The sequence below is a fragment of the Kineosporia sp. NBRC 101677 genome, from assembly GCF_030269265.1.
GTDB lineage: Bacteria > Actinomycetota > Actinomycetes > Actinomycetales > Kineosporiaceae > Kineosporia > Kineosporia rhizophila.
Window position 1 is genome coordinate 16083 of record NZ_BSTA01000026.1, and the last position, 14201, is coordinate 30283.

Annotated in this window: 13 protein-coding genes; 4 read left to right on the forward strand and 9 right to left on the reverse strand. The window is 70.7% G+C overall.

Annotated features, from left to right (window positions below; genetic code table 11):
* Window positions 1–34: 34 nt before the first annotated feature.
* The 3 genes from QSK18_RS35375 to QSK18_RS35385 all read left to right on the forward strand — a co-directional run bounded on the left by QSK18_RS35375 (window position 35) and on the right by QSK18_RS35385 (window position 3918).
* Window positions 35–1291: an amino acid permease gene (locus QSK18_RS35375; protein WP_285628844.1), complete on the forward strand. Its 1257-nt coding sequence runs from the start codon at window positions 35–37 to the stop codon at window positions 1289–1291.
* Window positions 1292–1303: 12 nt separating this feature from the next.
* Window positions 1304–2692 (forward strand): FAD-binding oxidoreductase, encoded by a 1389-nt coding sequence (locus QSK18_RS35380; protein WP_232815227.1) that lies wholly within the window; start codon window positions 1304–1306, stop codon window positions 2690–2692.
* 131 nt (window positions 2693–2823) lie between these two features.
* On the forward strand, window positions 2824–3918 hold the full coding sequence (locus tag QSK18_RS35385; RefSeq protein ID WP_232815226.1) for a DNA glycosylase AlkZ-like family protein: 1095 nt from the start codon (window positions 2824–2826) through the stop codon (window positions 3916–3918).
* A 143-nt stretch (window positions 3919–4061) separates the two neighbouring features.
* Here QSK18_RS35385 and QSK18_RS35390 read toward each other — a convergent pair whose 3' ends face one another.
* The 4 genes from QSK18_RS35390 to QSK18_RS35405 form a co-directional block, all read right to left on the reverse strand.
* Window positions 4062–4994: a metallophosphoesterase family protein gene (locus QSK18_RS35390; RefSeq protein WP_232815225.1), complete on the reverse strand. Its 933-nt coding sequence runs from the start codon at window positions 4992–4994 to the stop codon at window positions 4062–4064.
* A 32-nt stretch (window positions 4995–5026) separates the two neighbouring features.
* Window positions 5027–5683 carry a hypothetical protein gene (locus QSK18_RS35395; protein ID WP_232815224.1) on the reverse strand — a complete coding sequence of 219 codons (657 nt, stop codon included), beginning with the start codon at window positions 5681–5683 and terminating at the stop codon, window positions 5027–5029.
* Between the two features lie 65 nt (window positions 5684–5748).
* Window positions 5749–6405 carry a 7-carboxy-7-deazaguanine synthase QueE gene (locus tag QSK18_RS35400; protein ID WP_232815223.1) on the reverse strand — a complete coding sequence of 219 codons (657 nt, stop codon included), beginning with the start codon at window positions 6403–6405 and terminating at the stop codon, window positions 5749–5751.
* A gap of 253 nt (window positions 6406–6658) precedes the next feature.
* Complete coding sequence (locus QSK18_RS35405) at window positions 6659–7318, reverse strand: TetR/AcrR family transcriptional regulator (protein ID WP_232815222.1); 660 nt, start codon at window positions 7316–7318, stop codon at window positions 6659–6661.
* 139 nt (window positions 7319–7457) lie between these two features.
* On the opposite strand from QSK18_RS35405, the gene QSK18_RS35410 reads away from it, so the two are divergent.
* The gene (locus QSK18_RS35410; protein WP_285628851.1) at window positions 7458–8585 is read left to right on the forward strand and encodes an alpha-hydroxy acid oxidase; all 1128 of its coding nucleotides are present in this window, start codon (window positions 7458–7460) and stop codon (window positions 8583–8585) included.
* A 7-nt stretch (window positions 8586–8592) separates the two neighbouring features.
* Here the strand turns inward: QSK18_RS35410 and QSK18_RS35415 are convergent, their stop codons facing one another.
* The 5 genes from QSK18_RS35415 to QSK18_RS35435 form a co-directional block, all read right to left on the reverse strand.
* A complete protein-coding gene (locus tag QSK18_RS35415) occupies window positions 8593–10293 on the reverse strand; it encodes a serine/threonine-protein kinase (protein WP_285628854.1) in 1701 nt (566 codons plus the stop codon).
* A gap of 90 nt (window positions 10294–10383) precedes the next feature.
* Window positions 10384–11229 carry a helix-turn-helix transcriptional regulator gene (locus tag QSK18_RS35420; RefSeq protein WP_232815219.1) on the reverse strand — a complete coding sequence of 282 codons (846 nt, stop codon included), beginning with the start codon at window positions 11227–11229 and terminating at the stop codon, window positions 10384–10386.
* Between the two features lie 278 nt (window positions 11230–11507).
* Window positions 11508–12593 (reverse strand): lactonase family protein, encoded by a 1086-nt coding sequence (locus QSK18_RS35425; RefSeq protein WP_285628859.1) that lies wholly within the window; start codon window positions 12591–12593, stop codon window positions 11508–11510.
* A gap of 59 nt (window positions 12594–12652) precedes the next feature.
* Window positions 12653–13078, reverse strand: a complete 426-nt coding sequence (locus QSK18_RS35430; protein WP_285628863.1) for a nucleotide triphosphate diphosphatase NUDT15 — start codon at window positions 13076–13078, stop codon at window positions 12653–12655.
* A 145-nt stretch (window positions 13079–13223) separates the two neighbouring features.
* The gene (locus tag QSK18_RS35435) at window positions 13224–14054 is read right to left on the reverse strand and encodes an LLM class flavin-dependent oxidoreductase (protein ID WP_285628866.1); all 831 of its coding nucleotides are present in this window, start codon (window positions 14052–14054) and stop codon (window positions 13224–13226) included.
* Window positions 14055–14201 lie beyond the last annotated feature (147 nt).

Here is a 14201-nt window from a genome sequence, read left to right on the forward strand (position 1 = left end):
TCCGCCCCGCTCGGCCCACGACATCGTTGCTGGAATGACCGTTCGTGAGCAGGCGCCCCCAGGACTCACGCTGGGGCAGGGCACCGCGCTGTACGTGGGAGCCGTTCTGGGCACTGGTGTGATCGCTCTGCCCGCGCTGGCAGCCGAGGTGGCGGGACCCGCGTCCCTCATTGCCTGGCTCCTCATGGTGGTTGCGAGCGCACCGCTGGCCTTTACTTTCGCCGCCCTGGGGGCGCGGCATCCGGACGCTGGGGGAGTGGCGCACTACGCCCGTCTGGCCTTCGGTGACCGGGCGTCGGCCGTGGTCGGGTGGTGCTTCTACGCTGCTGTACCGCCCGGCTCATCAGCGGCCGCGCTGTTCGCCGGGCACTACGTGGAATCCGCGGTCGGGGGTGGACGGCCGACGGTGGTGGGTTCGGCTGTCGGTCTGACCCTCGTCGCCGCTCTGGTCAACTGGTTCGGCGTACGGATGTCCGGCCGGGCTCAGCTGGGGCTCGGCATCCTTCTGGTCGGGTTCCTCGCCGCCGCGGTTGTTTTCGCTCTTCCTTCGGCGTCCGCCGCCAACCTGCAGCCGTTCGCGCCGCACGGCTGGCAGTCGATCGCCCCGGCCACCGCGCTGCTGGTCTGGAGTTTCGTGGGCTGGGAGGCAATCACCCACTTGACCGGCGAATTTCGTTCACCGACCCAGGATCTCGCCAAGGCGACGACAGCCGCGTTGGTCGTGGTAGGCGTCATTTATCTGGCGGTTGCTGTCACCGTGATACTCGTGCTGGGGGCGAGTGCCGCAGACAGCCCCGCGCCCCTGGGGGAACTGCTGGCGGCTGCGTTCGGTGGAGACGCCCGGTTGCTGGCCGCCCTGGCGGCAGTCCTGCTGACTCTGGGCACGATGAACGCCTACTACGCCGGCGCGGCCAAGCTAGGCGCAGCGCTGGGGCGCGACGGGGCCTTGCCGGCCTGGCTCGGAAGGGGGAGCCAGGCCGGGGAGATACCTCGGCGCAGCCTGGTCGTGAACGCCTCGGCCGCCCTGGTGGTGCTCGGCGTGGTCAGCGCCGCCGAGATCGATCTGGGGGCGATCGTGCTGGCCACCAGCGGTCTGTTCGTCACCGTCTACGCGGTGGGGGTGGCCGCCGCCGTGCGCCTGCTGGAACCAGGCCGGGCGCGCCTGACCGCCGTGGTCGCGATGGCCACCGTGCTCGCCCTCCTGGCGATGACCGGCGTCCATTTGCTCTGGGCCCTTCTCGTCGCGGTGGCCGCGCTCGCCTATGGTGGCCGAAAGACCCCTCACCGCTGAGGAGCTCCCGCGATGACCGATGTGCTGGTGGAACCGCCGCAGACCGTGATCGACGAGCTGGTGGCCGCGCTGCCGGACGGGGTGGTGGTGACCGATCCCGTCCGGATGGACAAGTACCGGTTCGACCGGGCCGCCGACCCGGACGCGGGGGTGCCGGCGGCGGTGGTGCGGGCGGAGTCGACCGAGCAGGTGCAGATCGCGATGCGCTGGGCGGCCGAGCACCGGGTGGCGGTGGTGCCCCGAGGCGCCGGCACCGGGCTCTCGGGCGGCAGCACCGCGCGCAGCGGAGGCATCGTGCTGTGCACCGAGCGGATGCGCGCGATCAGCATCGACCAGCTGAGCCGGGTCGCCGTGGTGCAGCCCGGTCTGCTGAACGCCGAGGTCAAGCGGGCGGCGGCGGAGTGCGGCCTGTGGTACCCGCCGGACCCGTCGTCGTACGAGATCTGTTCCATCGGCGGCAATATCGCCACCAACGCCGGTGGCCTGTGCTGTGTGAAGTACGGCGTGACCACCGACTACGTGCTGGCGCTGGAGGTGGTGCTGGCCGACGGGCGGGCGCTGCGGCTGGGCGGGCCGCGGCTGAAGGACTCGGCCGGGCTGTCGCTGACCAAGCTGTTCGTCGGCAGCGAGGGCACCCTGGGCGTGATCACCGAGGTCACGCTGCGGCTGATGCCGCCGCAGCACCCGCCGCGCACGGTGGTGGCCGCCTTCGCGAGCACCGAGGCGGCCACCGAGGCGATCGTGGCGATCACCTCACGGATGCGCCCGGCGATGCTGGAGTACATGGACCGCACCACGGTGAACGCGGTCGAGGACAACCTGCGGATGGGCCTGGACCGCTCGGCGGCGGCGCTGCTGGTGGCCCAGACCGACACCGAGGGCAGCACCGCCGAACGCGAGGTGGCCGAGATCGTCGAGGCCTGCGAACGGTGCGGCGCCGGCGAGGTCCTGGCCACCGACGACCCGGCCGAGGGGGAGGCGTTCACGGTGGCCCGGCGCCAGGCCATCCCCTCGATCGAGAAGAAGGGCAAACTGCTGCTTGAGGACGTCGGTGTCGCCGTACCGCGGCTGCCCGCCCTGGTCGCGGGGATCGAGAGGGTCGCGGCCGCGCGCGACGTGACGATTGCGCTGATCGCGCACGCGGGTGACGGGAACACCCATCCGCTCATCGTTTTCGACCCGGCCGACGCGGCGGCGGCCGAGCGTGCCCAGGTGGCCTTCGGGGAGGTGATGGACCTGGCGATCGAGCTGGACGGCACGATCACCGGGGAGCACGGGGTGGGCCGGCTGAAACAGCCCTGGCTGCAGGCGCAGGTGGGGGAGGACGTGATGGAGGTGAGCCGGCGGATCAAGGCGGCGTTGGATCCGCTGGGGATCATGAACCCGGGGGCGGTGCTCTGAGGTGTTCCGGGCTTTGCTGGTCGGTGGGCTCTGAGCTGCGGTGGGGCATGGTTGTCGGGGGTGCCTGGTAGAACTCCCACCCAAGGGGCGGGGGAGGGGGTGGCCGTCCTACCTAGAGCTGGGGGGCAGCGGTGGGCAAGATCGACGTGACCAGGGAGAACGTGCTGGGCTACCGGGCCACCGCTCAAGGGCTGGTGGGTGGCTCGGTGGAGGGGCTGCTCGGTATCGGGGTGCAGGACACGCCGGTGGGTACGGCGGCCGCGGTGCTGGCGGCGCGCGGGGCGGAGCAGCGCCCGGCCCGGACCCGGATCGTGTGGTCGTGGCGGGGTGCACCGCACGTGCATCACGAGGCCGATCTGAAGCCGCTCGCCACGGCCACCTGGCCGATGGACGATGCCGATGCCACCCGGCGGATGGGGGCCTCGCAGATCGCGGCGGGAGCCCGTCGGGGGCGTGAGGCCTGGGCGCAGGCGGCCACTGCGGTGCGCGAGGTGGTGACCGAGAAGCTGGCCAAGGGCGAGGTGAGTACCCGGGTCAGTGCTGCCGTGCCGGCCGACCTGACCTACGACTGCCCGTCCTGCCGGGCGCGGCACATCAGCGGTGGGCTGTTCCAGTTGGTGGGGGTCGCGGCGGGGGTTGAGGTGCTGACCGAGGGCCGCTCGACCTACCTCAGGCCGTTGCCCGCGTCGCTGCGTTCGAAGCAGATCCCCCAGGCCGGCGCCGGGCTGAGCGAGATGCTGCGGCGCTACCTGCTGGTGAACGGGCCACTCTCGTCGGCGGCGCTGGGGGCCTGGATCGGCACCACGGCCACCGAGGTGAAGAAGCATCTGCCGCCCGGTTTGGTCGAGGTGACCACCCCGGCGGGGCGGGCCTGGATGCCGGAGGAGGCGGTGCCGGACCTGGTCGTCGCCGCCCGGCCGGAGGGGCTGGTGCGGTTGCTGCCGGGCGGGGATCCCTGGCTGACGGTGCGCGACCGCGAGCTCGTGGTGCCCGATCCCCAGCAGCACAAGGAGGTCTACAAGGCGATCAGCAATCCCGGGGTGCTGCTGGTGAACGGTGACGTGGTCGGCACCTGGCGGGGTCGGCTGGGCCGGGGCAAGGTGCTGGAGGTGGCGGTCACCGGTTTCGAGCCGATCGGTCAGCAGTTGCACAGGCAGGTCGAGGAGGCGGCGCAGCGGCTCGCCCCGGCGCGGCAGGCGGGTGACGCAAGGGTGAGTTTCGGATGACCGGCAAGATTCTTACGCAACCGGGGAACCGAACGCCGCGTAGCGAAGTCTGACTCAGTACCCGGCGGTGGTGCGCTGCGGAGGTCGCCGTATGTCAGGGTGCGGCGAGCACCGCGCGACACCGCCGCCGGGGCCAGACCGGATCAGACCGGGCTGCCCTCGGGCTTGGGCCAGAGCCGCTGGAACGAGATGTCGGTGCCGCCTGTCGGCGCCTGGACGCCCTCGGGGGCCGGCAGGATCTGCCGCAGCCAGGTGCGCTGGCCCCACATCCGCCACTCGCGCGGGTAGCCGACCGACACCTCCTCGAAGCGCACTCCGTCCAGCCAGGTGCGGCGGGGGATGTGCAGGTGCCCGTAGACCACCACGTCGGCCCGGTAGCGCTGGTGCCAGTCGGCGCTCTGGGTGGTGCCGCACCACTGGGCGAACTGGGGGTAGCGCAGGATGTTGTTGGGGTGCCGCTCGACCGGCCAGTGGTTGATCAGCAGCGTGCGCGCGTCGGGGGCCAGGGCGTCCAGACGGCCCTTGGTGTAGTCGACCCGGGCCTGGCACCAGGCCTCACGGCTGGGGTAGGGCGTGGGCTCGAGGAAGCGTTCGTCGGCGCAGACCACGCCGGAGTCGTAGGCGACCTTGAGCGAGGCCTCCTTGGTGGTCGTGCCCGGGGCCAGGAACGAGTAGTCGTAGAGCAGGAACATCGGCACGATGGTGAGCGGGCCGCCGTCGCCGGTCCAGACCGGGAACTCGTCCTCCGGCGTCACCACGCCCAGGCTCCGGCAGACCTCGACCAGACGTTCGTACCGCGCGACTCCGCGCAGCGTGACCGGGTCGCTCGGATGCGTCCACAGCTCGTGGTTGCCGGGCACCCAGACGACCTTGGCGAAACGGCCGGCGAGCAGGCGCAGCGCCCACTCCACGTCTTCCAGCTTCTCCGCCACGTCGCCGGCCACGATCAGCCAGTCGCCGTCGTTCTCCGGCCGCAGGGTCTCGGTGATCTCCCGGTTCTCCTGGTAGGCGACGTGCAGGTCGCTGACGGCCAGGAGCTTGGCCCCCGGTGCGGGTGCTTCTGGGGTAACGGACACGCGGCCACGTTACCCGTCAGGGACCGAGGCGGTCAGGCCTGCCGGAGCAGCGGTCGATCACTCATGCTCGGCACCCAGCCCTGCTCCAGGTAGAGCACGTAGCTGGCCACGGCCGGCACCTCGACCCGCAGCCGGCCCGGCTCCAGCATCAGTTCCTCGGTGGCCAGCAGGGCGTGCGTGTCGCGGTCGAAGATCAGGGTGAGCCGGCGCCGGGGGCCGAAGGTGAACTCGAAGCCGTAGCCGACCCCGGTGCGCCCGGCCCGGTCGGTCATCTCACCCAGCGGCAGCAGGTCGGGCCGGCCGGTGAGCACCTGGAAGAAGGCCTCGGCCAGGGCGGCCGGCACGGCCTGGTTGTGCAGACGCTGCGCCGAGGCGATCATCACCAGCGTCGCGGGCACGTTGTGCTGCGCCGAGGGCGCGTCCTTCAGCAGGTACTCGCCCAGCCCGGTGGGATCGGTGGGCAGCCCGGGAGCCCACTCCACCCGGCCGGTGTTGGAGTGGTCGGCCGCCGGTGAGTCCGGCCGCTGTTCCAGGATCCGGACCCGCCCGTCGGCCGCGCTCCAGTACTCGTTCTCCTCGACCTGCAGCGCCGCCACGCCACGACCGCCCTCGACGCTGACGTTGAGGTGCCACTCGCGGGTGTGCAGGTAGCTGATGCTCTGCTCGGGGTTCACGGGCTGGGAGTTCACACCTTGAACCCTATGGCCTGTTCTGCGACCGGCGTGCGGGCTTGCCCGCACCCGGCCGGTCCCGGTCAGCTCTGCCGGTTGGTGAGGGCGCTGAGCCGGGCCGAGACGTTGAACCCGGCCTGGATCGCCGACTCCGAGACCTCGGCCAGACGGCTGGCCGACAGGGCGGCGGTGGTGGCCTCGGGCACGATCCAGATCCGGTCGAACGGCAGCTCGTGCAGCTTGGCGATCTGCAGCACCGACTCGACGTCGCTGAGATCCCGCACCGCGAAGGAGAAGTCGATGTCGTACTGCTCGGCGCACTTGCCCCAGGCGATCAGGATGTCGCGGTTGATCCGGGTCCAGGCCGGGTCGCCGGAGTGCGCCAGCTTCGGCGACACGGTGATCCAGCTGACCCGGTGCAGGGTGGTCTCGATCGGCGGGAACGTGCCGTTGGTCTCCAGGCCGATCTCGTAGCCGCCGAGCATCTCCAGGAACTGCGGCCAGGCCGGGGAGTTCTGCTGCTGCAGCGGCTCGCCGCCGCTGATCACGATCAGCGGCGTGTTGGCCGAGCGGGCGGTCTCGGCGATCTCCTCGATCCGCCAGTAGCCGACCTCGCGGGAGAGGTCGTAGCGGGAGGTGTCCCAGGTGAAGGCTGAGTCGCACCAGGAGCAGGAGAGGTTGCAGCCGCCCATCTGGACGACGACACAACGGCGACCGGCGGAGCGGCCCTGGGCGTGCACCGTCGGTCCTACGACACCGGCGACCACGAGTGCTGGTCGAGCCCTGGCCGCAGTCAGCTGGTGCTGGCTGGCGGTACTGATGGTGACCCTCCTGTGACGATACGGCCCCTCCCTGCCGTGCATCATCACATGTCTAAGAGGCTCTTAATGCACTAGCCGCGAAATTACTCCGTCCGCGCGGCCCAAGTTCTCCCAAATGCTCAGATCCGTTTATGCGCAGAGATTTTCATCGTTCTGATCCGTGTCCGTGCTCTCACGGGGTGTGATCGGGATGGGCCGTCCGGGTGTTTCCGGCCGAGAGTTCGGCCAGGGCGGGAATACCTCCGGGCGAGGCCGCCCAGGCGGCCAGCACCGACCGGCCCAGCGTCTCGGCGATCTTCTCCGGACCCCAGTGGAGGGTCTCGGTCAGGTCGACCACCACCCGCTCGTCGAACGTGGTGATCCAGATCAGGACCGAGTAGCGCAGGTCCACGTCCGGGATCTGGCCGCTGAGGACCAGTCGGCGCACCACGGCGGTCAGCGTGGTGTCGAGCTCGGTGAGCGGCGGGTCGTCGCCGTCGCGGATGCGCTCGAGGTACCCGCGGGCGCTGCGGATGTGGGTGGCGGCCCGCCCCCAGGTCGTCGCGCTCAGCACCCACTCGTGGCACATGATCTGGAACGAGCGCAGCGGGTCGGGGTGGCCGGCCGTGCGCAGCCGGGTGAGCAGGTCGTTCTGGGTGCGGCGGTAGAACGCGTCGTAGACGGCGTGGACGTCCTCGAAGTGCCGGTAGGTGGTGGCGGTGGAGACGCCGGAGTGCCGGGCCAGGTCGGGCAGGGTGAAGGCCAGGCCGCGCTCGCGGAGCAGGCTGCCCGCCGCGTCCAGCAGCTTCTGCCGGGTGCGCAGGGTGTCGGCCCGGAGATTCTCACCTGTCATCGCTGTCAATGGTCCCACCCTCGAGGCCTGCGAGACCGGACCTCGCCAAGCCGGGAAAAACTTCTCATCTGTGGGTTACTTGTCCGGAAATCCGCCTTAGAGTTGGGAACATCTTCTCAACTCCGATGAGGGATGCCTGATGGTCGCGTTCAAATCGGTTTCCACGCCCGAGCTTGCCACGCTCTCCCAGATCCGCCGGACGGCGCTGTCGAGGCTGTCGCCGGAGGTCGCCGACTTCCTCGAGGGCGGTGCGGGGGACGAGACCACCCTGGCCGCCAACCGCTCGGCCTTCGCCCGCTGGGGTTTCCGGCAGCGGGTGATGAGCGGGCTCGCCACCCCCGACATCTCCACCGCGCTGCTCGGCATCGACCTGGCCATGCCGGTGCTGACCTCGCCGTTCGGGGCCGACGGGCTGTTCCACCCGGAGGGCCAGAAGGCCGTCGCCCGGGCCAACCTGAACGCCGGGATCGCGAGCATCGTGCCGGAGGCGGGCACGCACGCGCTCGAGGACGTGGCCGAGGCGGCACCGAAGGCGGCCCGGATCGCCCAGCTGCACCCGATGGGCCCGGAGGCGAACTTCCGGCACATGCTGCACCGGATCGAGGACGCCGGCTACGAGGCGATCTGCCTGACCGTCGACTGCCCCACCGGTGGATGGCGGGAACGGGTGCTGCGCAACGCTTTCGACCTGGACGCGCGCTACGTCAACGGCAACTACCGCAACGACGGCGAGACCAAGCTGATCGAGGTGTTCGGGCAGCTCTTTGAGCGGTGTGCCACGGTCTGGTCGTGGGAACGGCTGGCCGGGCTGATGAACGAGACCGCACTGCCCTGGTTCGCCAAGGGCATCATGACGCCGGAAGACGCACTGGCCTCAGAGGCCGCCGGGGCCGCCGCCGTCTACGTCTCCAACCACGGGGGCCGTCAGCTGGACGGGGTGCCCGCGGCGCTCGACGCCTTGATCGAGGTGCGGGAAGTGATTGAAGGACGTTTGCCGATCCTTTTCGACAGTGGTGTCCGTCGGGGTGCGGATGTGGTGAAGGCGCTGGCTCTCGGTGCGGACGTGGTGGTGATCGGGCGGCTGGCCGCCTACGGGCTGGCGGCCGGTGGTCAGGCCGGGGTGGAGCGGGTGCACTCGCTGCTCTACGACGAGATTCGCACGGTGCTCACCCTGCTCGGGCGCGGTGGGGTGGACGAACTGGGGCCGGACTCCCTGGTCCGGCTGGGCGCCTCGGCGGTCTCCGAGGCCCTGCTGACCGCCCACTGACCGGCGTTCAGTCCTCGCCGTTGAGAACGTCCTGCTCGTTCAGGCCGGACAGGGTCACCGTGGTCACGCCGTTCTCGGTGTCCTCGATGTCGACCTCGAAGTAGCCGGACAGAAGAAAGCCGTTCTGGTCGTGGACGAACCGGGCGTCACCGGGGTCCTCGCCGTCGACCTCCTCGACGGAGTAGGTGGTGGCGGTGCACGGGGACCCGGGCGGGAAGCCGGGCTCCTGGCCCTCGGCGAGGCCGGTGCCGGCGAACAGGGTGAACTGGGGGTCGTCGTACTCCTCGCCACCGGGGGAGTTCGCCTGGAAGTAGCGCTCGGTCTGCGCCGTGGCCGCGGTCTGCGAACTGAGCTGTACCACCTGGCCATTGAAGGCGCTGACCAGGCCGCTGAAGGCGGCGCTGCGCTCAGGGTCGCCGAGATCGCCCTGGAACAGCGGAATCCCGGTTCCGGCCGGGGCCGTAATTGCCGGGGTGGTCGTGGTTGCCGGGGTGGTCGCTGTGGGGCCCGCGCTGGTGCTCGACTGCGGGCGGGCGGTTTCGGCCGGGTCGTTCGCGCGGCGGTCGGGGCCCAGCCACAGGAACCAGGTCAGGGCGGCGGCCAGTAAGAAAGTAAGGACGCCGGTGGTTACCAGGGCAGTGCGGCCGGACCGATGCTCGGCGGACTTCGGAGTCTCTCCGCGACGGTTACCCGGAGCCAGATCCGCCACGACGGGCGGAGAAGGCAGTTCGGGGGCCCGGGCGGCGGCCGGCTGCTGCCACTCCTCACGCAGGATGAGTTGCGTTGCGTCGGTGTCGAACGGCCGGGTGGCGGCCCGTTCGTCACTGTCCCACCCACCCAGCTGGCCGATGACGGCGGTGGCGCCGCGACCGTCCATTGTTTGCTGGTTCTGCTTCTGACCGAAGGCGACGAGCCCCTGCAGCAATTGCTTGGCCGTCGGCCGGTTCTGCGGCTCCCTGTCCAGAGCCGCCTGTACCAAGGGGGCGATCCACTGGGGTAGGCCCGACAGGTCTACCTCTGCGTGCACCACGCGGTACATCAGCGCCGGGGCCGGTCCACTGCCGTACGGCGGTTTCGCCGTTGCCGCAAAGAGAACGGTCAGACCCCAGCCGTACACATCGGCGGGTGGACCGACCAACGTTGTGCCGGTTACCTGTTCCGGCGCCATGTACCCCGGGCTGCCCATGCCTACGCCGGTACGCGTGGCGTGCGTTGCGGATTCCATTGCGGCGATACCGAAGTCGATGACCTTGGGACCGTCCGGCGCAAGCAACACGTTGGCCGGCTTAAGGTCGCGGTGCACCACCCCGGCCTCGTGGATCGCCGACAACGCCTCGGCCAGCCCGGTGGCCAGCGCGTGCAGCAGTTGATCGGAGAACGGCCCGTCGGCGCGCACCACGTCGTCCAGGCTCGCGCCGCCCACGTACTCGGTGGCCAGCCAGGGCTCGGCGGCGTCGGGACCGGCGTCGAGCACCCGCGCGGTACAGGCCCCGGTGACGGCGCGGGCCGCAGCGACCTCCCGCCGGAAACGGGCCCGGAACGCCGGGTCGGCCGCGTACTCGGCCTTGACCGACTTCACTGCCGCGGGCCGGCCCGCCTGGTCGGTGCCCACGTAGACCACACCCATGCCGCCCGAACCGAGCCGGGCGACCAGCCGGAAGCCGCCGATGGTGGCCGGGTCACCGGGTCTCAGGGGTGACAACGGCACGACTGCGCTCCTGGATCGATCTGGCCTCTGCTTACGGCCGGTGAATCTACCTGGGCTGCATGAGAGACCGATGAGGGCCCCTCACGCCGCTCAGATCAGGCCGTTGCGTACCGCATAGGCCACCGCGTGGGAACGATTGCGCAGGCCGAGCCGCTGGGAAAGGTCCTGGATCACGGTTTTCACGGTGCGCTCGGAATAGGCCAGCCGCCGGGCGATCTCCCGGGTGTCGCAGCCCTCACCCAGCATCCGCAGCACAGCCAGTTCACGCTCCGTGTGCGCCTGCGCGGGCGGGACCTCCACCGTGGACGTGGGTGCCGACGTGCCCTCCTTAAGGCTGGACACCCGGGGACGCGGGGAGCGGACCTGACGCACCAGGCGGGTGAGCAGTTCGGTGGGCAGCACACTCTCGCCGGCCTGGGCCGAGGCGATGGCGCGGGCCAGGGAACGGGTGGTGATCGCCGAGCGGCGCAGGATGCCGATGACCCCGGCGTCGAACGCGTCGGCCACGCCCCGGGCGTCGATCTCGCCCACCACCAGCAGGGTTCGCCGGGCGCCGGACTCCTGCACCGCCCGCAGGGCGACCAGGCCGGGCTCGTCCATCGCCTCGGCCGCGACCACGGTGACGTCGGCGGTGGCCATGCCCGCCTCCGGCACCAGTTCGATCCCGGGGCAGTCGCGCAGGTAGGCGATCATCCCGGCCTGCGACAGACGGTCGCAGCCGAACACGAAGACCCGGGTGGCCCGGGCCCCTCCCTGCGGGCCCACCTGCTGCGGGTGCGCGCCGCCGGACGGCGTCGCGGCCCCGGTGCGGGCCTGGCCGTTCTGGTTGCCCTGGTTCGGGTACTGGCCAGGGCTCTGCTTGCCGTGCTGTGTGAGCACCCTCGGCCGGTCGATTTCGGTGGCCAGCCTGATCCCCGTGCTGTTACCGGTCTGCATCGAGACTCCTCCGTCGCTGCCGGGCATCCCCCGCCCGAGAACGTAGACGTGATGATGCCGTCCGGCGGGGTCCCAGTGGTAGGAGACGCAAGAATCCCCTGAGATACATGCGGCTTGCGGCCGGAGCGGCGGCGGGGCGCATGCGGGGGCGACAAAGAAGCGGCGGGTGAGCGACCGTGCTCAGAAGGTAGCGGAACAGTCCGGGGGTGGACAGGGTCCGAGCACGATCGCCGCCCTCACGGGCAACCGGCCAGGTGCAGCGGCTTTTCGGGCAGGAACTACAGCCAGGCCAGGCAGACAGGTGTCGGAACGTGGTGCTCACGCACGAAAGAGAGCACCTCGGCGCCTTCCGCCTGAGGGTCCACGCTGAACACCGTCACCGAGTGACTGTTCTGGTTCGCGGCCAGCAGGTACTGCCCGTCGGGGGTCAGCGCCACGTCGCGCGGGGCTCGTCCGCGGACCGGGACCGAGGCGATCAGGCTGAGTGCATCGCCGGGGCCATGGCGGAACACACTGACGCTGTCGTGGCCACGGTTGCTGGCGAACACCAGCTCACCCGACGGGTCGACCCGGACCGCGGCGGCCGAACTCGGTTCCTCGGTGTCGTCGGGCAGCAGTGACACCGAACCCACGGCGACGAAACCGGATTCGGTGCGCCGGAACGTGGTCAGGCTGTTGTCGAGTTCGCCGACCAGGAAGAACGTGTCGCCGGAGGGGTGGAAGGCGAGGTGCCGCGGGCCGCTCCCGGGCGGGCAGTCGATGCGGCCGGCCGGTACCAGACGCTCATTCTCGATCCGGTAGACCAGCACGGCGTCGATGCCGAGGTCGACCACGAGCAGTTCCGGGCCGGCCGGGCTGAACGCGACCATGTGCGGATGGGGTGACGTCTGCCGGGCCTCGTTGGGCCCGGCACCTTCGTGCTGCACCAGGTCGAGTCGTTCCCCGATGCGGCCGGTCTCTTCCTGCAGGCCGAACAGGGCGACCGACCCGCCGGAGTAGTTGGCCACCACCAGGTGACGCCCGTCGGGGGAGACCGCCAGGTGCGCCGGGTCCGCACCCCCGGAGGGCTGCATGCCGAGAAGGACCAGCGTGTGCTGTTCGGAGTTGATCCGGTAGGCGCTCACCCCGCCCTGGCCCTCTTCGGCGTGCGTTTCCGAGACCGCGTAGAGCACCCCCTCGAAAGTGGTTACCCAGGAAGGGTTCCTCAGCACGGTCGCCAGAGTTGCCTCACCCAGCTGCCCGTGCCCGGTGTAGCTCGCGCGCATGATGCCCGGCGCCTGGCCGTCGACGTGGGGGAGGCGTTCGGTGTAGGTGCCGAAGAACAGGTCTTCGTGTTCGGGACCGGGGGTGGTGACAGCTGACATGGGCAGAGTATGTCGGGTGAGCAGCTTCGAGCGGGGGGAGGTGCCCGGGGGTGTCTCGGTCAGGCCGGAGCGTGGTCCTGACCAGGACGCCAGCCGGTGGCCCACAGCGCCGCGGCCGGGCCGAACAAGGGCGTGGGCAGGTTGTCGAGGTCGCGCCACCAGACCCACTCGGCGGCCTTCTCCGGCTCCAGCACCCGGGGCTCGCCCTCGGCCTCGATCAGGTGGTGCAGCGTGACGTAGTGCAGGCCGTCGTCCGGGAAGAGGTCGTTCGTCCAGGTGATCGGCGAGACCCGGACGGCCCGCAGCCCGGTCTCCTCCTGGAGTTCGCGGGCCGCCGCCACCTCGGGCCGCTCGCCTGCCGAGACCTTGCCACCAGGAAAGGCCCAGGTGTCGGCGCCGTGTGCGCCCAGCCTGCGGCCGAGCAGGACGGCGCCGTCGCGGACCACCACCGCGCTGGTTCCGACGAACGGACCTTGCAACGTCATGACTCTCCTCGCTGATGGGTGACTTCGACCGGCCCTGTACTTCCGGCCCTGCGTTCCCGGCCCTGCGTTCCCGGCCCTGCGTTCCCGGCCCTGCGTTCCCGGCCCTGTGCTCCTGGTGCTGTGAGCGGTCAGGGGCTGTGAGCGGTCAGGGGCGCGGCGGGCCGGCTTCGAGCCGGGCCGAGATCTCGCGCATCTTCTCAGGCCCGTGCTGGTCTCCGCCCCAGCGCGCCTCCAGCCACCAGGTCGCCCCGGCCTCGATCCACGGGGTCACGGTCTCGAGGGCGGCGGCCCGGTCGGCCGGGGTCTCGCCCTCGTGCAGCACCTCGATGTCGGTGCGGCCGCGCTCGGCGAGCCAGGCGACGAGTTCGCGCTGATCGGTGGGCGTGGCCGGCCTGCCGTCGGGCAGGTGGTATTCCGGGATGACCCCGTCGCAGCGCAGGATGCGGTTCATCGACCTGGGCCGGGGCCAGGCACCGACGGCCCAGACCGGGATCGGTTTCTGCACCGGGCGCAGCCCGCCGATGATGGCCTCGCTGCCCTCACCACCCTGGTAGGTGTACTGATCGCCGTTGAATGATGTGCCGCCGCGCCACAGTTCGCGGATCAGGTCGATACCCTCGTCGAGCATGGCGGCGCGCTGGCGCCGGTCGATCACGTCGGAACCGCCACGGGGAAGGGCCGGGTCGACGGCACCGAGCCCGACCCCGAGGACGGCGCGGCCCTCGGAGATGACGTCGAGGGTGGCGACCTGGGACGCGAGCTTCCACGGGCGGCGCCAGGGCAGCGGGGTGAGCATGGTGCCGAGGCGGATGCGGGAGGTGACGGCGGCCATGGCGCTGAGCAGGCTCCAGGCATCCACCCCGTAGGCGGTCTCGAAGACGAAGATGCCGTCCCACCCGGCCTGCTCGGCGAGGACGGCGTGCTCGATCTGCTGGCGGGGGGTGCCGCCGGGAAGAATGAAGCCGAAGTTCGTCATGACGAAGAGTGAAGCAGCGGCCACCGACAATGATGATGTAAGGGCGTCTCCGGGGCTCTGACCCCGCCACTGACTGTCGCCCTGTTGGGCTGGCTTGCGATTGTTCTGTCGGGTTCCGGATGGCGCGCGTACCAGGCTCACGGCCGG

What these genes read in the sequence shown, in the direction of transcription:
- QSK18_RS35375 (WP_285628844.1), top strand. Translation starts at nt 35, where the DNA reads ATGACCGTTCGTGAGCAGGCGCCCCCAGGACTCACGCTGGGGCAGGGC.
- QSK18_RS35380 (WP_232815227.1), top strand. Translation starts at nt 1,304, where the DNA reads ATGACCGATGTGCTGGTGGAACCGCCGCAGACCGTGATCGACGAGCTG.
- QSK18_RS35405 (WP_232815222.1), bottom strand. Translation starts at nt 7,318, where the DNA reads ATGACAGGTGAGAATCTCCGGGCCGACACCCTGCGCACCCGGCAGAAG.
- QSK18_RS35410 (WP_285628851.1), top strand. Translation starts at nt 7,458, where the DNA reads ATGGTCGCGTTCAAATCGGTTTCCACGCCCGAGCTTGCCACGCTCTCC.
- QSK18_RS35420 (WP_232815219.1), bottom strand. Translation starts at nt 11,229, where the DNA reads ATGCAGACCGGTAACAGCACGGGGATCAGGCTGGCCACCGAAATCGAC.
- QSK18_RS35425 (WP_285628859.1), bottom strand. Translation starts at nt 12,593, where the DNA reads ATGTCAGCTGTCACCACCCCCGGTCCCGAACACGAAGACCTGTTCTTC.
- QSK18_RS35430 (WP_285628863.1), bottom strand. Translation starts at nt 13,078, where the DNA reads ATGACGTTGCAAGGTCCGTTCGTCGGAACCAGCGCGGTGGTGGTCCGC.
- QSK18_RS35435 (WP_285628866.1), bottom strand. Translation starts at nt 14,054, where the DNA reads ATGACGAACTTCGGCTTCATTCTTCCCGGCGGCACCCCCCGCCAGCAG.